Below are 20,419 nucleotides of genomic sequence, written 5' to 3'. Positions count from 1 at the left end.
ACTGAGCCAAAATAAAAAAAGCGTAATAGCATATAGTATATCGATTGCATTACTGCTGATTAGTATATGGTTAGGGATAGCGGTAGGTTCAGTGAACATACCGCTATCTACTTTATGGAATAAAGAGGCTGATCCTACAGCGTACAGCATTTTATGGAATATCCGCATGCCGCGTGTCGTGCTTGCGGCGCTTGTTGGCGCATCTCTAGCTATTGCTGGTGCGGCGTTCCAAGGTTTATTGAAAAATCCGTTGGCAGATCCGTATACGCTCGGTATTTCGTCCGGTGCATCAGTTGGTGCGGTCGCTACCATTTATTTTTCAATTTCGCTACCGATGCTTGGGATTTTTACATTGCCAATCTTTAGCATGATTGGTGCAGCAATTACAATGATTATTGTCATGACCTTTGCACGCTTTGTGGATAAAACGATGAAAATGGAAACGCTTATTTTAACAGGCGTTATTTTCAGCTCCTTTTTAGGCTCCTGTATTTCATTAATGATTGCCTTAACAGGAGAGCAGCTGCGTATGATTATGGGCTGGTTGCTAGGCAGTGTATCGATGCGTGGTTGGCCATATGTACAAATGGTTTTGCCATTTGTCCTTATTGGTGTGCTATTGATTTGGCTGAATCGTCGTGAGCTAAATGCGATGATTTATGGTGAAGAGCGTGCCAAGCATTTAGGTGTCGATGTGAAACGCAGTAAATATGTAATTTTAGCAGGTGGCTCTATCCTAGCAGGTGCAGCTGTTGCTGTTTCAGGCACAATCGGCTTCGTCGGGCTTGTCGTACCACATATGGTGAGATTGATTGTTGGGGCAGACCATCGAGTGCTGTTAATTTTATCATTTATTAATGGCGCTAGCCTGCTCATTATTTGCGATTTAGTTGCACGTACAATTATTGCACCAACAGAGCTGCCAATAGGTGTCATCACAGCATTTATCGGTGCACCCATTTTTGCTTATATTTTTTACAAACAACGTAGAAAAGGGGGAGCATAATGCTAAAAGTGGAGCATATTTCTGGCGGCTACGGCACTACACCGGTTATTCAGGATGTGTCATTTACAGTGCCAAAAGGGAAAATTGTTGGCATTCTTGGGCCGAATGGTAGTGGGAAATCTACATTACTAAAAGTTATTAGTGGTGTTCTTCCTGCAACAGGTGGTCGCGTGTTAATTGATGACAAGGAAGTTGGTACATATTCCACGAAGGAGCTAGCCAAAAAGATGGCAGTGCTGCCACAGCTACATGCGAATGCTTTTTCAAACTCTGTACGTGATGCGGTGTCACTTGGACGTTATCCACATCAATCTAGCTTTTTTTCTAGCTGGTCAGAGCAGGATGAACACGCTGTACAAACGGCGATGCAGCAAACAGGTGTCCAACACTATGAGCATGCTTATTTAGAATATCTATCGGGTGGCGAGCAGCAACGTACATTTATCGCACAGGCTTTGGCACAATGTGCAGGACTATTACTATTAGATGAGCCGACAAATCATCTAGATATTGCACATCAACAGCAAATACTAGATATGATTCGTAAGGAAGCATTAGAATGTGAATTAACAGTGGTCTCTGTTTTTCATGATATGAACTTAGCCTCCTTATATTGCGATGAGCTTTTGTTAATGGAAAAGGGGCAAGTGAAGGCTTTCGGTAAACCGCATGAAGTGCTGCTCGAAGCGCAAATCGCGGATGTCTATGGAGCAAAGGTAGCGACATATGCTCATCCAGAGTTACCAAAGCCACAAGTAACACAGCTACCAAGGATGACCCGTGAGAATTTATTTGCACCTGTTACAAAAAAGCATTTTACGCTTACAGATAACTACGTACAATTTCAAGCAGATGCACCGTTAAAGGTAGTTTCATCAGCTGTTTATAATGCAGGAATGGGCTGGTATACAACATTCCTTAATCGAACGGTGGAGCCTACTTATCCAATTGAAAATGTCAAAGAGGAAACACAAGCATTTTTAGCGGCAAGTGGCTTTGTACCAACAAATACCGTGATCATGATGACAGCGATTGCAGCACAAAATGCTATTATTGAATCATACGCTGATGGGCTCGTTATTGTAGCAGTAACTGCTGGTGTTCACCATGCTGTTGATGTCACGCGCACATATGAGGAAGAGCAATCACCACATATTGGCACGATTAATACATGGGTTATTATTAATGGCAAGCTGTCAGATGAAGCCTTTTATCAAGCGATGATTACAGCAACAGAGGCTAAAACAAAGGCGCTTGCAGAGGAAAATGTACGCGATGCAAGGACGGGTACGATTGCAACAGGTACAAGTACGGATAGTTTATTGATTGCGGCAACACAAATAGGGGAAGAAATGCCTTATGCTGGTCCAATTACTACAGTAGGCAAATGGATTGGTCGAGGCGTTTTTGAAGCAACTGCAAAGGCAATTGCCGAATATAAAAAGAGAGGATGAGGGAAATGAAGCTTTACACAAAAAAAGGTGATACAGGGAAAACGAGCATTATCGGACGTCGCGTTGATAAGGACGATTTGCGCGTAGAAGCATACGGCACAATGGATGAGCTAAATTCAGTAATCGGCAAAGCGAGGACAGAGCTAGATAAAGGGCTATTCCAAGATATTTTAGCGGATTTAGAAAGCATTCAACATGAGCTGTTTGATGGCGGTGGCGATTTAGCGAATGTTATGAAAGAGCGCGTTTATAAGTTAACAGAAGCACCAATCGAAGCGATGGAGGCACGCATTGATGCATTAGCAGACGAAGCGCCACCATTGAAGCGTTTTATTTTACCTGGTGGCACACCAGCGGCAGCGACATTGCATATTGCACGTACAGTAGCTCGCCGAGCAGAGCGTCAAACGGTTACCTTAATGAAGGCGGACGATGATGTTTCACCAGTTGTACAAAAATATTTAAATCGTCTATCAGACTATTTATTTGCAGCAGCACGTGTAGCGAATGCAAGAGTAAATGTTGCAGATATCGAATATGTGCGTAGTGCGGATGTATTTAAATAAAGTGCAGAACAAGCCATTTGAAAGGATATTTTATCTTTTCAAATGGCTCTTTTTTATATGCAAGGAAGTCGCAAATAAAATCGGGAAAGCGCAAATATATCAGAGAAGCCGCAAATAAAATGAGCAACTCGCAAATATATCGGAAAACTCGCAAATAAAATGAGAAATCCACAAATATATCAGAGCTCCGCAAATCTATTAGGCTCTCCTTCTCAAATCAACTCTAAAAGAAATAATTCGAAATTGTGTTGACTGAATGTTCATTCATAATTTACAATGTGACATATAAACAATTACATTTTATAATGGGAGAAAGCTTACAAAGGGGTTTACGAATATAGGTATTCATGAGGGGGAGAAACAATGAGCACATTGTTAATTGTGAATTGGGTCGCGTTTATCGCAGTAGTGCTGTATGGGGCAGGGCTATTTGTGTATTTATTAAAAACGCGCTATGAATTCATCAGACTAGGGAAGAAAGAAGAGTTTAACCAAAAGCTATCTGATCGAATTAGCGACATTGTTGAAAAAGTGTTTGGACAATCCAAGCTGTTAAAAGATAAAAAAATGGGTATTGTGCACGTTATGTTTTTCTACGGTTTTTTACTCGTTCAGCTTGGTGCAATCGATTTAATTTGGAAAGGATTAAAGCCAGGCTCACATTTGCCGTTTGGTCCGCTTTATCCGTTCTTTACATTTTTCCAAGAAATCGTTGCATTAACGATTTTAGTGGCGGTTGTTATCGCATTCTATCGCCGCTATGTTGAAAAGCTTGTCCGTTTAAAGCGTGGCTTAAAAAACGGTCTTGTATTAATTTTCATTGGTGGCTTAATGATCTCGACACTCATTGCCAATGGAATGGGCTTAATTTGGCATGAGCATGGCTTAACAGGTGCAGAGCCAGTAGCATCAAGCATCGCCTTTGTTTTTGGCTTCTTGTCACCAAAAATTGCAGCAGCTATTTTTTATGTAGCATGGTGGGTGCATTTATTAATTTTATTAACGTTCTTAGTATATGTACCACAATCAAAGCATTTCCACTTGATTACAAGTATTTTCAATGTTTTCTTAAACCGACAAGAGCGCATGGGGACACTTCGTCCAATCGACTTCTCAGCACTTGAGGAAGCAGAGGATGAAGATGAAATGCCAACGCTTGGGGTAGGGAAAATTCAAGACTTTACACAGAAGCAATTAATCGACCTTTATGCATGTGTAGAATGTGGGCGTTGTACGAATATGTGTCCAGCCACAGGTACAGGGAAAATGCTGTCGCCGATGGACTTAATCGTCAAATTGCGTGATCATTTAACATTTACAGGTGCGGTTGTTACGAAGCAAAAGCCTTGGGTGCCATACCAAATGTTTAAAAATACACAGGGGAATCAATTAGCGATGGCTGCTGGTGCAGAGGGAGCTGTAATTGAAGATATTTATAGCCCATCATTAATCGGTGATGTTATTACAGAGGAAGAAATTTGGGCTTGTACAACTTGTCGTAACTGTGAGGATCAATGTCCGGTAATGAACGAGCATGTTGATAAAATTATTGATTTACGCCGTTATTTAACGATGACAGAAGGAAAAGTGAATCCAGATGCACAGCGCGCGATGACAAATATCGAACGTCAAGGTAATCCATGGGGCTTAAACCGTAAAGAAAAAGAAAATTGGCGTGAGCTTGATTCATCGGTTGCAATTCCAACTGTAAAGGAATTGAAAAAATCAGGTGAGGAAATGGAATATTTATTCTGGGTAGGCTCAATGGGCTCATTCGACAATCGTTCACAAAAAATTGCACTAGCATTTGCACGCTTAATGAATGAGGCAGGTGTGAAGTTTGCGATTTTAGGAAATAAAGAGAAGAATTCTGGTGACACACCACGTCGTCTAGGAAATGAATTTTTATTCCAAGAGCTTGCAACAGCCAATATTGATGAGTTTGAGAAAAACGATGTGAAGAAAATTGTCACAATCGACCCACACGCATACAATATTTTCAAAAATGAATATAAGGATTTTGGCTGGAATGGTGAAGTATTGCACCATACTGAGCTGCTATATGATTTAGTTCAGCAAGGTCGCCTAATTATGAATCACCGTGTTGAGGAAACAATCGTCTTCCATGATTCTTGTTACTTAGGTCGTTACAATGATGTTTACGACCCACCACGTGAAATTTTAAAAGGCATCGCAGGTGTCAAGCTTGTTGAAATGGAACGTAACCGCGAAACAGGTATGTGCTGTGGTGCTGGTGGCGGTCTAATGTGGATGGAAGAGCATGTTGGGAACCGCATCAATGTTGCACGTACAGAGCAAGCATTGGCTACAGAGGCATCCGTTATTTCATCAGGCTGTCCTTACTGCTTAACAATGCTATCAGACGGTACAAAGGCGAAGGAAGTTGAAGACACAGTTGGCACATTTGACATTGCAGAGATTTTAGAGCGTGCTGTCTTCGGCGACAAAGTAGTTGAAGTGCCTGAGGAAGAAGCAACAGAACAAACTGAAGCTGTAACAGAGGACATCACTTCTCAAGAAGTAGCAACAGAGGAAACAGTCATTGAACAAGTGGTTGCAACAGAAGACACAGTTACTGAACAAACAGAAAAGAAAGAATAAAAATTAATGAAGCGCAAGAAATCAACATTTTGAAAATAGATTTCTTGCGTTTTCTTATTTTAACGGGCGGATTGTAACCTTTATTCTAGGAGCCTCGCTCAAAAATTTAGAAAACAATAATTGAAAATCAACATGCTTTCTAGTAAACTTTGAACTAATAGTACAAATCAATATTTTTTTACAATACAACTGAGCGAGCGTTCAGTCAAAACTAAACAAGGGGTGTTTATTTTGAATAGAACAGTAATTTTAGATGGTGCACGTACGGCATTTGGTAAGTTTGGGGGAGGCTTAGCAAGCTTGCAGGCGAGCGATTTAGGTGGCGCGGCGATTAAAGCGGCATTGGAAAGAGCAAATATCGAGCCAGCAAATGTTGGGGAAGTCATTATGGGAACGGTGCTACAAGCAGGGCAAGGGCAAATTCCTTCACGCCAAGCTGCAACGAAGGCTGGTATTCCATGGAATGTTAAAACAGAAACAATTAATAAAGTATGTGCATCAGGCATGCGCAGTGTAACCTTGGCTGATCAGCTAATTCGATTAGGGGACGAAGAGGTGATTGTGGCAGGTGGTATGGAGTCGATGTCCAATGCACCGTACTATTTACCAAAGGGACGCTTTGGTTTACGAATGGGCGATGCACAGCTTGTTGATGGCATGATTTACGACGGCTTGTCTTGTGCCTTTGATCCACAGCGTGTACATATGGGGACATATGGTAATCAAACGGCTGAAAGCTTTGATTTGACACGTGAAAAGCAGGATGAATGGGCGTTACGTAGCCATCAGCTAGCATTGAAGGCAATGGAAGAAGGTAAGCTAGCAGAGGAAATTATCGCAGTTGAAATTCCACAGCGTAAAGGTGAGCCGATTGTGATTAACAAAGACGAAGCGCCACGAGCTAGCACAACTTTGGAAGCGCTATCAACGTTAAAGTCAGCATTTAGCAAGGATGGCACAATTACAGCAGGGAATGCGCCAGGCGTGAATGATGGGGCATGTGCACTTGTTTGTATGAGTGAAGAGCGAGCGAAGCAAGAAAATCGCAAGCCGCTTGCAACGATTATCGGGCATGCGGAAGTTGGTGTGGAGCCACAAAACTTCCCACAAACACCAGGTCTTGTTATTCAAAAATTGCTTGAAAAAACAGGGAAAACATTAGCGGATATTGATTTATTTGAAATCAATGAGGCATTCGCAGCAGTTGCATTAGCGAGCAGTAAAATTGCAGGACTTGATGATAGCAAAGTAAACGTTAATGGTGGAGCGGTTGCGTTAGGTCATCCAATTGGAGCAAGCGGTGCACGCATTATTTTAACGTTAGCATATGAATTACGTCGTCGCGGTGGCGGTATTGGCATTGCTGCAATTTGTTCAGGTGGCGGCCAAGGGGATGCAATTATGATCGAAGTGGGGGCAAAAGGATGATTCAAAAGGTAATGGTCATCGGTGCAGGACAAATGGGCTCAGGCATTGCGCAAGTTTGTGCACAAGCAGGCTATACAGTTGTACTGAACGATATGAAAGAGGAATTTTTTCAGCGCGGCATAGGGGTTATTACAAAAAACTTAACACGTGATGTAGAAAAGGGACGGAAAACAGAGGAAGAAAAACAAGCGATTTTAGAGCGTATTACGATGTCGCTTGATTTGCAGGACGCAAAGGATGTAGACATTGTCATTGAAGCAGCTGTGGAGAATATGGAAGTGAAGCAATCGATTTTCAAACAACTCGACACGATTGCACCAAAGCATGCTATTTTGGCAACAAATACATCGAGCTTACCGATTACGGAAATTGCGGCGGTAACAACACGACCAGAGCAAGTAATCGGCATGCACTTTATGAATCCAGTGCCTGTGATGAAGCTTGTTGAAATTATTCGTGGGCTTGCGACAGCGGATGAGGTGTATAAAGCGGTAGAAGAAATGACGTTGAAGCTATCAAAAACACCTGTTGAAGTAAATGATTTCCCAGGCTTTATTTCGAATCGTATTTTAATGCCAATGATTAATGAGGCGATTTATGCGCTATATGAAGGTGTAGCCTCAAAAGAAGCGATTGATGATGTCATGAAAATGGGGATGAATCATCCGATGGGGCCATTAACATTAGCAGACTTTATCGGCTTAGACACATGCTTATACATTATGGAAATTTTACATGAAGGCTTTGGTGACAGTAAATATCGCCCTTGCCCACTGTTACGCAAATACGTGGCAGCAGGCTGGTTAGGTAAAAAATCAGGGCGAGGCTTTTACGTATACAACTAGGAGGAAGACACGATGGAATTACGTTTTACAGAAGAACAGCAAATGATGCGCAATATGGTCAAGGATTTTGCTGAGAGCGAGATTGCACCATTTATTGACCGCATGGAAGCGGGCGAGTTTCCGCGCGAAATTTTAAAGAAAATGGGCGAGCTTGGCTTAATGGGCATTACAACACCTGAGCAATATGGTGGCTCAGAGATGGACTTTACATCGTATATTTTAGCGATTAATGAATTGTCTAAAGTGAGCGCAGTTGTTGGTGTCATCTTGTCTGTTCATACATCTGTCGGTACGAATCCAATTCTTTATTTCGGCAATGAAGCACAAAAAGAGAAATATGTTTCAAGGCTAGCGACTGGCGAATATTTAGGGGCATTTTGTTTAACAGAGCCAAATTCAGGTAGCGATGCGGGCTCGTTAAAATCACGTGCTGTAAAAGAGGGCGACCATTATAAAATTAATGGCTCGAAAGTGTTTATTACAAACGGTGGAGAAGCGGATGTTTACATCGTTTTTGCAAGCACAAATCCAGAATTAGGCTCACGAGGCATTTCAGCATTTATCGTAGAAAAGGATACGCCGGGGTTAATTATCGGGAAAGATGAGCATAAAATGGGCTTGCATGGCTCACGCACAGTACAGCTAACATTTGATAATATGCTGGTGCCAGCAGAGAATCTGCTAGGCAACGAAGGGGAAGGCTTTAAAATTGCGATGGCTAACTTGGATGTTGGACGTATTGGTATCGCAGCACAAGCATTAGGCATTGCAGAGGCGGCATTAGAAGCAGCAGCGGCTTATGCGAAGGAACGCGTACAATTCGGTAAACCGATTGCGGCACAGCAAGGTATTGGCTTCAAGCTTGCAGATATGGCAACAGCAGTAGAGGCGGCGAAGCTACTCGTTTATCGTGCGGCAGATTTACGCTCAAAAGGCTTACCATGTGGTAAGGAGGCTTCAATGGCAAAGCTATTTGCCTCTAAAACGGCAGTGCAAGTTGCAATTGATGCGGTGCAAGTATTTGGTGGCTATGGCTACACAGAGGACTATCCAGTAGAACGTTATTTCCGTGATGCAAAGGTAACGGAAATTTATGAAGGTACAAGTGAAATCCAACGTATCGTTATCGGAAAAAATTTACTAAAGTAAGGGGATTAACGAAATGAACTTTCAACTATCAGAAGAGCATGAGCAATTACGTGAAATGATTCGCGATTTTGCGATCAATGAGGTAGCACCAACAGCGGCGGAGCGCGATGAAAATGAAGAGTTTAGCCGTGAGATTTTCGATAAAATGGCGGAGCTAGGCTTAACAGGTATTCCATGGCCTGAAGAATATGGTGGTGCAGGCTTTGACTATCTTGCGTACTGTATCGCAGTAGAGGAGCTGTCACGCGTATGTGCATCAACAGGGGTAACATTATCAGCACATACATCATTAGCAGGCTGGCCAATTTATAAATTCGGCTCAGAGGAGCAAAAGCAAAAATACCTTCGTCCAATGGCAGAGGGCAAGAAAATCGGTGCATATGGCTTAACAGAGCCGGGCTCAGGCTCTGATGCGGGTGGCATGAAAACATATGCAAAATTAGATGGCGATGACTATGTGTTAAATGGTTCTAAAATTTTTATCACAAATGGTGGCGTAGCTGACATTTATGTGGTCTTTGCTGTAACAGATCCTGAAGCAAAGCATGGTACAACAGCATTTATCGTAGAAGCAGATATGCCGGGCTTCTCTGTAGGGAAGAAAGAGAAAAAACTAGGTATTCGTTCATCACCAACGACAGAAATTATTTTCGAAAATTGCCGCGTACCAAAAGAAAATATTTTAGGCGAGCTTGGGCAAGGCTTTGTGATTGCGATGAAAACGTTAGATGGTGGACGTAATGGAATTGCAGCACAAGCGGTTGGTATCGCACAAGGTGCATTAGATGCAGCGGTGGAATATGCGAAGGAGCGCGTGCAATTCGGTAAGCCGATTGCGGCAAATCAAGGCGTGTCATTTAAAATAGCAGATATGGCAACAGCGGTAGAGGCATCGCGCTTATTAACATACCAAGCAGCATGGTTAGAATCGAATGATTTGCCATATGGGCAAGCGTCAGCAATGGCAAAATTAATGGCAGGCGACACAGCGATGAATGTGACAACGGAAGCAGTGCAAATTTTTGGTGGCTATGGCTACACGAAAGACTATCCTGTAGAACGCTTTATGCGCGACGCAAAAATTACACAAATTTACGAAGGTACACAGGAAATTCAGCGCCTCGTAATTTCGCGTAATTTAACGAAGTAATCTATGACAGAAAGCAAAGAAAAACTGCAAGTTGAAACGACTGTAAAAGATGCACAGCTTATTGAGTTTCGCCGCCAGCAAATTATTAATGCAGCTATCGTGCTGTTTAAAGAAAAAGGCTTTCATCGAGCGACAACGCGTGAAATAGCGAAGGTGGCAGGCTTTAGTATCGGCACATTATACGAATATGTGCGCACGAAGGAGGATGTGCTGTACCTGCTATGTGATAGCATCTATCACGAAGTAAGGCAACGTCTCGACAGCTTTCCACAGCATTCAGGCACTGTCGATGAGCTAAAGGAAGCAATTAAACAATACTTTTTCGTCATTGATAGCATGTCAGATGCATTTACCATTATGTATCAAGAATCAAAATCGCTATCGACTGAAGCATTGCATTATGTATTGAATAAAGAGTTGGAAATGGTTGCGCTCTTTGAAAAGTTATTGAAAAATTGCACAGAGCTAGGCATTTTGAAGCTGTCTGAGCAAGAGCTATTTTTGGCAGCAAATCATATTGTTATTCAAGGGCAAAGCTGGGCGTTTCGAAGATGGGCGCTACATAAGCATTGCACGATAGATGAATTTATTGCATACCAAACGAATACGTTGTTGAATGGTATTTTACGTAAAGAGTAAAGGGATATTGGGGCTGTCTGGAAGGAGCATATCCTTTCAGACGCCCCTTTGCGTAATGTTTACGAGCAATTGAAGGGGGAAAGAGCAATGGAAAAAGTAGAAGTGTACCGTCCAAAGCACCATGTCCGATTTGTAACAGCATCCAGCTTATTTGATGGTCATGATGCATCAATTAATATTATGCGCCGCATTTTACAAGCAAGCGGAGTAGAGGTTATTCATTTAGGGCATAATCGCTCCGTTGAAGAGGTTGTCAATGCCGCAATTCAAGAGGATGCACAAGGCATCGCCATTTCCAGCTATCAAGGCGGTCATATGGAGTATTTTAAATATATGTATGATCTTTTACGTGAAAAAGGTGCACCCCATATTAAAATTTATGGCGGTGGTGGTGGTGTTATTTTGCCACGTGAAATTAAAGAGCTACATGAATACGGTATCGCAGGTATTTTCTCACCAGAAGATGGGCGACAGCTCGGTTTACAGGGGATGATTAATCGTCAAATTGAGGGAACGGATTTTTCAACAGTACAAGGCGACTTTTTAGCAAAGCTAGAGCAGCTGTCTACAAATACACCTGAAATCTTGGCGAATTTAATTACAGCAGCGGAAATTGGTGGGGATGATGTTCAACCTTTGTTAGAAGAAGCGCGGGCAAAATCGAAGAATACACCTGTGCTTGGTATTACAGGAACAGGTGGTGCCGGGAAATCTTCCTTAACAGATGAGCTAATTCGCCGTTTCTTACAGGAGTTTCCTGACAAAAAAGTCGCGATTATTTCAGTTGACCCAACGAAGCAAAAAACAGGTGGTGCATTATTAGGTGACCGTATTCGTATGAATGCCATTTTCAATAATCGCGTCTACATGCGCAGCTTAGCAACACGTGGTTCGCATACAGAGCTATCTGCGTCGATTGGTGATGTGCTTGATGTAGTAAAGGTGGCTGGTTATGACTTAATCGTTGTTGAGACGAGCGGTATCGGTCAAGGGGATGCGGAAATTACGAAGCATACGGATTTCTCGATGTATGTAATGACAAGTGAATTCGGCGCACCAACGCAGCTAGAAAAAATTGATATGATTGATTATGCGGATATTATTGCGATTAATAAATTCGAGCGTAAAGGCTCTGAGGATGCATTACGTCAAGTGCAAAAGCAATACCAGCGCTCACGCGAATTGTGGACAGCCAATTTAGATGATATGCCTGTTTATGGCACGATTGCGAGCCAATTCAATGATAAAGGGACAAACTCTTTATTTGCAGCTCTTGTTAAAACAATTAACGAGAAGTTTGAGCTAGACTGGGCAACATCGTATGAGCAATCCATTAAAACGCAAAAGCAGGATGTTATTATTCCGAATGACCGCCGCTATTACTTACGTGAAATTACAGATACGGTGCGTGGCTATCATAAAAAGGCGCAGCAGCAAGTCGACTTCGCGCGCAAATTATATCAGCTTGAAGGCACGAAGCAGCAATTGCCTGCAACAGAAGAGGCTTTGCTTGCTTCGATTGATACGCTAATAGAAAGCGTTAAAAATGAGTTATCAGCTGAATCAAAGCGCATTTTAGCTAACTGGGCAGCCTTAAAAGAAGCGTATGCGGGCGAGGAGCTTGTGACGAAAGTGCGCGATAAGGAAATTCGCACAATTTTGCGTACGACATCGTTAGCAGGTACAAAAATTCCGAAGGTGGCATTGCCACGCTTTGTGGATTACGGTGAAATTTTACGCTGGGTTTATGCAGAAAATGTACCCGGGGAATTCCCATATACAGCAGGGGTATTCCCATTCAAACGGGAAGGCGAGGACCCGAAGCGCCAATTTGCGGGTGAAGGAACGCCAGAGCGCACGAATAAACGCTTCCACTACCTATCGAAGGACGATGATGCAAAGCGTTTATCTACAGCGTTTGACTCAGTGACATTATACGGAGAAGACCCACATACTCGTCCGGATATTTATGGAAAAGTTGGGGAGTCGGGTGTCAGCATTTGTACGTTAGACGATATGAAAAAGCTGTATGCTGGCTTTGATTTATGTGCACCTTCTACCTCTGTATCGATGACAATTAACGGGCCAGCACCAATCATTTTAGCAATGTTTATGAACACAGCAATTGACCAGCAAGTAAAAGCTCGTGAAGAGGAGCTAGGGCGCACATTAAGCGTAGAGGAATTTACCGAAGTGCGTGCAAAAACGCTGCAAGTCGTACGTGGCACAGTGCAGGCAGATATTTTAAAAGAAGACCAAGGGCAAAATACTTGTATTTTCTCAACGGAATTTGCGCTGCGCATGATGGGCGATATTCAACAATATTTCATTGACCATAAAGTGCGTAACTACTATTCTGTATCCATTTCAGGCTATCATATTGCGGAGGCTGGAGCTAACCCGATTTCGCAGCTTGCCTTTACATTAGCAAACGGCTTTACCTATGTGGAATATTATTTAAGCCGTGGTATGCATATCGATGATTTTGCGCCGAATTTAAGCTTCTTCTTCTCGAATGGCTTAGACCCTGAATATACGGTAATCGGACGTGTAGCACGCCGTATTTGGGCAATCGTTATGCGTGATAAATACGGTGCGAATGATCGCTCGCAAAAGCTGAAATATCATATTCAAACATCTGGGCGTAGCTTGCATGCACAGGAAATTGATTTTAATGATATTCGTACAACATTACAGGCTTTAATGGCATTGCAGGATAATTGTAACTCATTGCATACAAATGCCTATGATGAAGCAATTACAACGCCAACAGAGGAATCTGTGCGCCGTGCGATGGCGATTCAAATGATTATTACGAAGGAGCATGGCTTGTCAAAAAATGAAAATCCGCTGCAAGGTGCCTTTATTATTGAGGAATTAACGGACTTAGTGGAGCAGGCTGTTCTAGAGGAGTTTGATCGTATGAATGACCGTGGCGGTGTGCTAGGTGCAATGGAAACGCAATATCAGCGCGGTAAAATCCAAGAGGAATCGATGTATTATGAGCATTTGAAGCATTCAGGTGAGCTACCGATTATCGGTGTGAACACATATTTAAATCCAAATCCGCCATCAGCAGAGCAAATTGACAGTATGGAAATTGCACGTGCAACGAAGGAAGAAAAGGATTTACAAATTGCCAACTTACAAGCATTCCAAACACGTCATGCAACGCAAGCTGAGGCAGCAATTCAACGCTTAAAGCAAGCAGCTGTAACAGGCGGCAATATTTTTGCAGAATTAATGGAAACAGTGAAGGTAGCAAGCTTAGGGCAAATTACCAAGGCATTATATGAAGTAGGCGGGCAATACCGTCGTAATATGTAAGATAGATAGGCTGCTTGGAAAGATATAGACTTTTCAAGCAGTTTCTTTCGTGAAAAATTTTTGCAAAATAGAAGCGAAATAATATATACCAATGCAAAAATTGCAGTATACTTAATAGTGCGTATTATACAACAAGGTGAGGTGGCAAAATGAAAAGCTTTCTAACATTGATGGTTATTTTAACAGGCTTATTCGCCACTTTTATGCTGTATAATAGACAAATGGCTTCGATTCCTTTACTTCTACTATCAGCATTTCTCTTTTATATCGGTGCAAAAGAGGTTGCAAAAATAAAAAACAGGAAATGATGCTAGCATAGTAGGGCTATGTTTGTATATAATGGTTATCATGATTTAACTTTACACGTAAAAAGAAAGGACGTGCGCAATTTTGAACCTTCGTGAAATGACAAAGGAACAACTAGCAGAAGAGTCGTTAATCGACTTAGCATACGCAATTTTAGAGGAAAGAAAATCACCGCTTTTATTCGCCGACTTATTAAAAGAAATTCAATCTTTCAATGGCTTATCTGATGAAGCATTACAAGGCTATTTAGTACAATTTTATACAGATATGAACATAGATGGTCGCTTTCTATTGAACCATGAAAATGGCTGGGGTCTACGCATTTGGTATAAAATTGAAACAATTGAAGAAGAAACTGCACCAACAGTTAAAGTACGCAAGAAAAAATCGAAACTAGTTGAAGATGAAGAAGAGCTAGAAGATCTTGATGAAGATGATATCGGCTTTGAAGAAGACTTCGAGGAATTCGTAGAAGATGACGAAGAAATTGAAGAAGAACTAATCGATTTTGATACAGAAGAAATTGAAGATATCGACGAAGAGATTGATGAGGATTTAATAGAGGAAGATGATGAATTCCTTATCGATGAAGAAGAAGAGCTAGAAGAAGAAGAGGAAGAAATCGAGGAGTAATATCGCCTTCGACATTAATTGAATGAACATAAGCAAAAACTCTTGACTTCTTTTCCGCTTCCGTTTAATCTTTTAATTGGGCTCCTTAAAAAAGGAGATTGACCGTATACGTAACACGCTCCCCCTGCAAACTATACTGCAGGTGGAGCGTTTTTTGTTGTTGATTTACCCAGCAAAACTTGTAGTGTGAACCAAGTTTTTTATATTTTGAAGGAGGAATACAGGATGACAAAGTATATTTTCGTAACAGGTGGCGTTGTATCTTCACTAGGTAAGGGGATTGTTGCTGCATCACTAGGTCGCATATTAAAAAATCGTGGATTAGAAGTAACAATTCAAAAGTTTGATCCATATTTAAATATCGATCCAGGTACGATGAGCCCATACCAGCATGGTGAGGTTTTCGTAACAGATGATGGCGCAGAGGCAGATTTAGACTTAGGTCACTATGAGCGTTTTATTGATATAAACCTTGGCAAACACTCAACAGTTACTTCAGGTAAAGTATATCAATCTGTTTTAAACAAAGAACGTCGTGGCGATTATAACGGTGGAACAGTTCAAGTAATTCCTCATGTAACAAATGAAATTAAAGACCGCATTCAACGTGCTGGTCGCGAAACGTCTGCGGATGTTGTTATTACTGAAATTGGCGGTACAGTAGGAGATTTCGAATCACTATCATTTTTAGAAGCGATTCGCCAAATGCGTCGTGATTTAGGGCATGAAAATGTGATGTATATCCATTGTACATTAATGCCTTATATTAAAGCAGCTGGGGAAATGAAAACAAAGCCAACTCAACACTCTGTAAAAGAATTGCGTTCATTAGGTATTCAACCGAACATTATCGTATTGCGTACAGAGCAGCCTGTACCACAGGAAATGAAGGATAAAATTGCGCTATTCTGCGATGTTCGCTCAACGGATATTATTGAATCACGCGATGCAGAGCATTTATATGAAGTGCCACTAAACTTACTTGCACAAGGCTTTGACCAAATCGTTTTAGATCATTTTGGCATTAAAGCACCAAAAGCGGATATGGAAGATTGGAAAGAGCTTGTTCATAAAGTGAAAAACTTAGAAAACAAAACACGCATTGCTCTAGTAGGGAAATATGTAGAGTTACAGGACGCTTATATTTCTGTTGTAGAGGCATTGAAGCATGCAGGCTATGTTTATAATTCAGATATCGAAATTGATTGGGTAAACGCTGAAAATGTAACAGCTGAAAATGTGGAAGAGCTATTAAACCAAGCAGATGGCATTTTAGTACCAGGTGGCTTTGGTGATCGTGGTATTGAAGGGAAAATTGAAGCAATTCGCTATGCGCGTGAAAATAATGTACCATTCTTAGGTATTTGCTTAGGTATGCAGCTTGCGACAATTGAATTTGCTCGCAATGTGATGGGGTTAGAAGGTGCCCACTCAACAGAACTAGATAATAGCACAAAATATCCGATTATTGACTTCTTACCAGATCAATCAGAGGATACAGATTTAGGTGGTACACTACGTTTAGGCTTATATCCATGTAAGCTAAAAGAGGGCTCAGTAGCACGTTCGGCATACAGCGGTGAAGAGTTAGTGTACGAGCGTCACCGCCACCGCTATGAATTTAATAATGAGTTCCGTGAAGCAATGGAGGCAGAAGGCTTAGTATTCTCAGGCGTTTCACCTGACAATAAACTAGTGGAAGTTATCGAGCTACCAGAGAAGAAATTCTTCGTAGCTGCACAGTTCCACCCAGAGCTAATTTCACGCCCACAACGTCCACAACCATTATTCCGTGAGTTTGTTGGTGCCGCATTCAATAAATAAATAGGAAAACGGCAGTTTGGTAAGCTCTCCAAACTGCCGTTTTTGATTACCCAAAAGGTGATTGAATTTCCTCATCGTCATCCTCGTCTAAAACGAGCATTTCATCGTAGGACAGCTTAATTGCTTCATAGACATAAAGAGCAGCTAATAAAGATGGCATCACAATACGGGTACCAAGCTTTGTAGGATGTGGCAAAATGGGATTGCGTAAGTTTAGAGAAACATAGGTGTAAGCAAGCTCACTCAGCTGGTTGTCATTGCTAGCTTGCTCGCAAGCAATTGCTGCAAAAGGAATAAATGCATCATAAAGCTGTTGTGCTAATTCAAGGGCATCTGAATTATTAGCATGACGTGTAAAAATGCAGACGCGATCCGTTTCTGTCAGAAGTGTATCTGCTGTCCATAGTGCTACCTTTGCCATTGGCTCTGCTGACAACAGCGCATTTTGAGCAATGCCTTGCATTTCATCAAAGCATGCAAAATACACTGTACCTTGCCCAATAGCAGCCTGTGCTAATAGACGCGCAGTTTCCTCAATCGCATCCTCTTCATTTTGTTGAATCTTTTGCAGGACACCTGTTAATTGTGTTGTTAATATTTTTGACATAAAAAACACCTCATTGATATTAAAATAAAATATAATATAAATATATTCATTATATTGAATGAAAAAGTATACGTTAGGAGAATAAGATGTTACAAACAATTGCAAAAAACATTAAATATTATAGAAAGAAAATGGGTTATACACAAGCTCAATTAGCAAAAGGAATATGCACACAAGCTATGATTAGCAACTTTGAAAAAGGCGGCAGCTCACCATCGAGCGTTGTGATGCACCAAATTGCTGAAAAATTAGGCGTGCCAATCGAAAACTTCTTTCATGATGTACATTCTACACCAGTTCAGTCAAATTCAGAAATTGAAAAGCTTGTGCGGAAATTAATACATCAACGAGACTATGAATCTGTCTCTTATATTATTGCGAATGAATTGAATAACAAAAACACCCTTTCACCAACAGAGCGAAGGTTTTTAAAGTGGAATGAGGGGATTTGCATATACCATCTAGAACGAAATAAAGAAAAATCTATCCGAATTCTGCAAGAAAGTTTACCGTTAGAGGATGCTGTGAAGGACATTCTAGATATCGAAATTATGAGCAGTTTAGCTGTCGTTTATTTTGAAATAAAAGATTATGATACATCGCTTCATTACTATAATTTGTGTATAGATAATTTTGAGCAAAATCATGTAGATGACCGTTTGAAAATTAAGATTTTATATGGTAAATCAAGAACATTAGGGTATAAAGAAGATTACAAAGATGCGTTACTTTATTGCCAACAAGCAATTAAGCTTTGCTTAGAAAATGAAACATTATATTTTTTAGGAGAGCTATTATTCCAAGCAGCTCGTCTATCTATTTTAGAAAAGGCATTTGTCAATGCGGAAGTTTATATTCGACAAGCAACAAGCATATTTGAGCTTCAAGGTGAAATTGATTTTATTAGAATTACAGAGCAACTAAAGAAAAAATTATAGGAAAAACCATAAAATATATTATGAATTTTAAAAAAATATTGATTTATTGTTCTTTTTGTAATAAATTACTAATTAAAGGAGGTGCTACTATGAAAAAGTTTTTAGCTAATTTATTTGTAGGTTGTGTCATTTTATTGTCTGTTGGTGGTTATCAAGTACAAGCAGAAACAGACTCATCTGTTAGTAATATATCACTAAACGGAGGAGGACAAGTCTTCTCAGAGTCACTTCCAGATTTACCAAGCAGACATTGATACGAAATTATTGGTTTGATGCTACTGGCAACACACCTATCTTTATTCGGCAATCTTTGAGAGGAATGCACTGAATGTTTACTCATTCATAAAAAATAAAGAAGTGTGTTATAAATATATTAATTGCTGTGGAAGGTGAAATTAATATTACGATAAGGTGACCAGTAGCATCCAAAAAAACTTTATCACTTATGATTAGATGAGTTTTTTATTTACATACAATTTTACCCATTTGAAGCACGCAAATAGGAGATATCCGAAATGACAAACATATTAATAGTAGACGATCAACATGGCATTCGATTATTGCTGAACGAGGTTTTTAAAAAAGAAGGGTATGAAACATATTTAGCATCAAATGGCATGGAAGCATTAGACATATTCAAAAAGGAAAAAATTGATTGCATCTTGCTTGATATGAAAATTCCAGGGATGAACGGCATTGAAATATTGCGAGAGCTGCGAACACTAAGCGACGAAATAAATGTTGTGATGATGACAGCATATGGCGAGCAAACGCTCATTGATGAAGCATTTGCGCTAGGTGCAACAAAATATTTTACAAAACCGTTTAATATTTTTGAAGTGCGAGATGCAGTGAATGAAATACTAAGTGGTGGTAAAAGCGAAGGTGTTTGAAATAACTTTTCAGACACCTTCATTTTTGTTATGATAGAGACGTGCAATATTTGGACGAAGTGAAAGCTTGTCTAAAATGAAATTAAAGGCTTTTCCCTGCTAGATGTCTAGCAGAGCCATAAATAAGCAATAACCAACAACTGTCCGAGGAGGATTTAAATCATGGCATTAGTTTCAATGAAAGAGATGTTAATTAAAGCAAAAGCAGAAGGTTACGCAGTAGGGCAATTCAATATTAATAACTTAGAGTTCACACAAGCGATTTTACAAGCAGCACAAGAGGAAAATTCACCAGTTATTTTAGGTGTATCTGAAGGCGCTGGTAAATATATGGGTGGCTTCATTGCAGTTGTTCATATGGTAAAAGGTTTAATCGAATCATATAAAATTACAGTACCTGTAGCGATTCACTTAGACCACGGCTCAAGCTTTGAAAAATGTAAAGAAGCAATCGATGCAGGCTTTACTTCTGTTATGATTGATGCTTCTCACCACCCATTTGACGAGAATGTTAGCATTACGAAGCAAGTTGTAGAATACGCACATGCAAATGGTGTGTCTGTAGAAGCAGAACTTGGTACAGTTGGTGGAGAAGAGGATGGCGTAATCGGTGGTATTATGTACGCAGATCCAGCAGAATGTAAGCGTCTTGTAGAAGCAACAAATATTGATTGCTTAGCGCCAGCATTAGGTTCAGTGCATGGTCCATACCAAGGTGAGCCAAACTTAGGATTTGCTGAAATGGAAGAAATTTCTAAATTAGCAGACCTTCCGTTAGTATTACATGGTGGAACAGGTATCCCAACAAAAGATATTCAACGCTCTATCTCATTAGGTACAGCGAAAATTAACGTAAATACAGAAAACCAAATTTCGGCAACAAAAGCAATTCGTGAAGTGCTAGCAAATGATACGAAAGTATATGACCCACGTAAATATTTAACACCTGCACGTGAGGCGATTAAAGCAACAGTTATTGGGAAAATTCGTGAATTTGGTAGCAATCAAAAAGCATAAAATCACAGTTCAATC

Annotated in this window: 18 protein-coding genes; 17 read left to right on the top strand and 1 reads right to left on the bottom strand. The window is 40.6% G+C overall.

Annotated features, from left to right (window positions below):
• The first annotated feature begins 25 nt into the window (after window positions 1–25).
• From R6U77_RS02350 to R6U77_RS02290, 13 genes are all read left to right on the top strand, one after another.
• Entirely contained in the window at window positions 26–1,006 is a 981-nt protein-coding gene (locus tag R6U77_RS02350) for a FecCD family ABC transporter permease (RefSeq protein WP_406601092.1), read from the top strand.
• A complete protein-coding gene (locus R6U77_RS02345) occupies window positions 1,006–2,460 on the top strand; it encodes an adenosylcobinamide amidohydrolase (RefSeq protein ID WP_319837269.1) in 1,455 nt (484 codons plus the stop codon). The genes R6U77_RS02350 and R6U77_RS02345 overlap by 1 nt, the downstream gene beginning before the upstream one ends.
• Window positions 2,461–2,465: 5 nt before the next feature.
• On the top strand, window positions 2,466–3,026 hold the full coding sequence (locus tag R6U77_RS02340) for a cob(I)yrinic acid a,c-diamide adenosyltransferase (RefSeq protein ID WP_319837268.1): 561 nt from the start codon (window positions 2,466–2,468) through the stop codon (window positions 3,024–3,026).
• A 363-nt stretch (window positions 3,027–3,389) separates the two neighbouring features.
• Entirely contained in the window at window positions 3,390–5,648 is a 2,259-nt protein-coding gene (locus tag R6U77_RS02335; RefSeq protein WP_319837267.1) for a (Fe-S)-binding protein, read from the top strand.
• A 231-nt stretch (window positions 5,649–5,879) separates the two neighbouring features.
• A complete protein-coding gene (locus R6U77_RS02330; protein ID WP_319837266.1) occupies window positions 5,880–7,076 on the top strand; it encodes an acetyl-CoA C-acetyltransferase in 1,197 nt (398 codons plus the stop codon).
• Entirely contained in the window at window positions 7,073–7,921 is an 849-nt protein-coding gene (locus tag R6U77_RS02325) for a 3-hydroxybutyryl-CoA dehydrogenase (protein WP_293921448.1), read from the top strand. Before R6U77_RS02330 ends, R6U77_RS02325 begins: the two co-directional genes overlap by 4 nt.
• 12 nt (window positions 7,922–7,933) lie before the next feature.
• Entirely contained in the window at window positions 7,934–9,070 is a 1,137-nt protein-coding gene (locus tag R6U77_RS02320; protein ID WP_293921450.1) for an acyl-CoA dehydrogenase, read from the top strand.
• Window positions 9,071–9,083: 13 nt separating this feature from the next.
• On the top strand, window positions 9,084–10,220 hold the full coding sequence (locus R6U77_RS02315; RefSeq protein WP_293921452.1) for an acyl-CoA dehydrogenase: 1,137 nt from the start codon (window positions 9,084–9,086) through the stop codon (window positions 10,218–10,220).
• A 3-nt stretch (window positions 10,221–10,223) separates the two neighbouring features.
• Window positions 10,224–10,859: a TetR/AcrR family transcriptional regulator gene (locus tag R6U77_RS02310; protein ID WP_319837265.1), complete on the top strand. Its 636-nt coding sequence runs from the start codon at window positions 10,224–10,226 to the stop codon at window positions 10,857–10,859.
• Between the two features lie 87 nt (window positions 10,860–10,946).
• On the top strand, window positions 10,947–14,186 hold the full coding sequence (gene icmF, locus R6U77_RS02305) for a fused isobutyryl-CoA mutase/GTPase IcmF (RefSeq protein ID WP_319837264.1): 3,240 nt from the start codon (window positions 10,947–10,949) through the stop codon (window positions 14,184–14,186).
• 149 nt (window positions 14,187–14,335) lie between these two features.
• Window positions 14,336–14,494 (top strand): hypothetical protein, encoded by a 159-nt coding sequence (locus R6U77_RS02300; RefSeq protein WP_293921457.1) that lies wholly within the window; start codon window positions 14,336–14,338, stop codon window positions 14,492–14,494.
• Between the two features lie 82 nt (window positions 14,495–14,576).
• Entirely contained in the window at window positions 14,577–15,125 is a 549-nt protein-coding gene (rpoE, locus tag R6U77_RS02295) for a DNA-directed RNA polymerase subunit delta (RefSeq protein ID WP_293921459.1), read from the top strand.
• Window positions 15,126–15,350: 225 nt separating this feature from the next.
• Complete coding sequence (locus R6U77_RS02290) at window positions 15,351–16,949, top strand: CTP synthase (protein ID WP_319837263.1); 1,599 nt, start codon at window positions 15,351–15,353, stop codon at window positions 16,947–16,949.
• A 46-nt stretch (window positions 16,950–16,995) separates the two neighbouring features.
• Here R6U77_RS02290 and R6U77_RS02285 read toward each other — a convergent pair whose 3' ends face one another.
• Window positions 16,996–17,556 carry a DUF2529 family protein gene (locus R6U77_RS02285; RefSeq protein ID WP_293921463.1) on the bottom strand — a complete coding sequence of 187 codons (561 nt, stop codon included), beginning with the start codon at window positions 17,554–17,556 and terminating at the stop codon, window positions 16,996–16,998.
• An 86-nt stretch (window positions 17,557–17,642) separates the two neighbouring features.
• Here R6U77_RS02285 and R6U77_RS02280 point away from each other — a divergent pair, with 86 nt between their 5' ends.
• The 4 genes from R6U77_RS02280 (at window position 17,643) to R6U77_RS02265 (ending at window position 20,404) form a co-directional block, all read left to right on the top strand.
• Entirely contained in the window at window positions 17,643–18,494 is an 852-nt protein-coding gene (locus R6U77_RS02280; protein ID WP_319837262.1) for a helix-turn-helix domain-containing protein, read from the top strand.
• 89 nt (window positions 18,495–18,583) lie between these two features.
• Window positions 18,584–18,748, top strand: coding sequence for a hypothetical protein (locus tag R6U77_RS02275; RefSeq protein ID WP_319837261.1), 165 nt, complete (start codon window positions 18,584–18,586; stop codon window positions 18,746–18,748).
• A 261-nt stretch (window positions 18,749–19,009) separates the two neighbouring features.
• Entirely contained in the window at window positions 19,010–19,387 is a 378-nt protein-coding gene (locus tag R6U77_RS02270) for a response regulator (protein WP_319837260.1), read from the top strand.
• Between the two features lie 162 nt (window positions 19,388–19,549).
• Window positions 19,550–20,404 carry a class II fructose-bisphosphate aldolase gene (locus R6U77_RS02265; protein ID WP_319837259.1) on the top strand — a complete coding sequence of 285 codons (855 nt, stop codon included), beginning with the start codon at window positions 19,550–19,552 and terminating at the stop codon, window positions 20,402–20,404.
• Window positions 20,405–20,419 lie beyond the last annotated feature (15 nt).

This window comes from Lysinibacillus louembei (genome assembly GCF_033880585.1).
Classification (GTDB): domain Bacteria; phylum Bacillota; class Bacilli; order Bacillales_A; family Planococcaceae; genus Metasolibacillus; species Metasolibacillus louembei.
The sequence above is the reverse complement of the archived record's forward strand: the minus strand, read 5'-3'. Positions and strand labels throughout refer to the sequence as shown.

Excerpts from the sequence above, each read along its gene's own strand:
- R6U77_RS02345 (WP_319837269.1), top strand. The coding sequence starts at position 1,006 with ATGCTAAAAGTGGAGCATATTTCTGGCGGCTACGGCACTACACCGGTT.
- R6U77_RS02270 (WP_319837260.1), top strand. The coding sequence starts at position 19,010 with ATGACAAACATATTAATAGTAGACGATCAACATGGCATTCGATTATTG.
- R6U77_RS02320 (WP_293921450.1), top strand. The coding sequence starts at position 7,934 with ATGGAATTACGTTTTACAGAAGAACAGCAAATGATGCGCAATATGGTC.
- R6U77_RS02290 (WP_319837263.1), top strand. The coding sequence starts at position 15,351 with ATGACAAAGTATATTTTCGTAACAGGTGGCGTTGTATCTTCACTAGGT.
- R6U77_RS02340 (WP_319837268.1), top strand. The coding sequence starts at position 2,466 with ATGAAGCTTTACACAAAAAAAGGTGATACAGGGAAAACGAGCATTATC.
- R6U77_RS02335 (WP_319837267.1), top strand. The coding sequence starts at position 3,390 with ATGAGCACATTGTTAATTGTGAATTGGGTCGCGTTTATCGCAGTAGTG.
- R6U77_RS02310 (WP_319837265.1), top strand. The coding sequence starts at position 10,224 with ATGACAGAAAGCAAAGAAAAACTGCAAGTTGAAACGACTGTAAAAGAT.
- R6U77_RS02300 (WP_293921457.1), top strand. The coding sequence starts at position 14,336 with ATGAAAAGCTTTCTAACATTGATGGTTATTTTAACAGGCTTATTCGCC.
- R6U77_RS02265 (WP_319837259.1), top strand. The coding sequence starts at position 19,550 with ATGGCATTAGTTTCAATGAAAGAGATGTTAATTAAAGCAAAAGCAGAA.
- R6U77_RS02325 (WP_293921448.1), top strand. The coding sequence starts at position 7,073 with ATGATTCAAAAGGTAATGGTCATCGGTGCAGGACAAATGGGCTCAGGC.
- R6U77_RS02275 (WP_319837261.1), top strand. The coding sequence starts at position 18,584 with ATGAAAAAGTTTTTAGCTAATTTATTTGTAGGTTGTGTCATTTTATTG.
- R6U77_RS02285 (WP_293921463.1), bottom strand. The coding sequence starts at position 17,556 with ATGTCAAAAATATTAACAACACAATTAACAGGTGTCCTGCAAAAGATT.
- R6U77_RS02280 (WP_319837262.1), top strand. The coding sequence starts at position 17,643 with ATGTTACAAACAATTGCAAAAAACATTAAATATTATAGAAAGAAAATG.
- icmF (WP_319837264.1), top strand. The coding sequence starts at position 10,947 with ATGGAAAAAGTAGAAGTGTACCGTCCAAAGCACCATGTCCGATTTGTA.
- R6U77_RS02315 (WP_293921452.1), top strand. The coding sequence starts at position 9,084 with ATGAACTTTCAACTATCAGAAGAGCATGAGCAATTACGTGAAATGATT.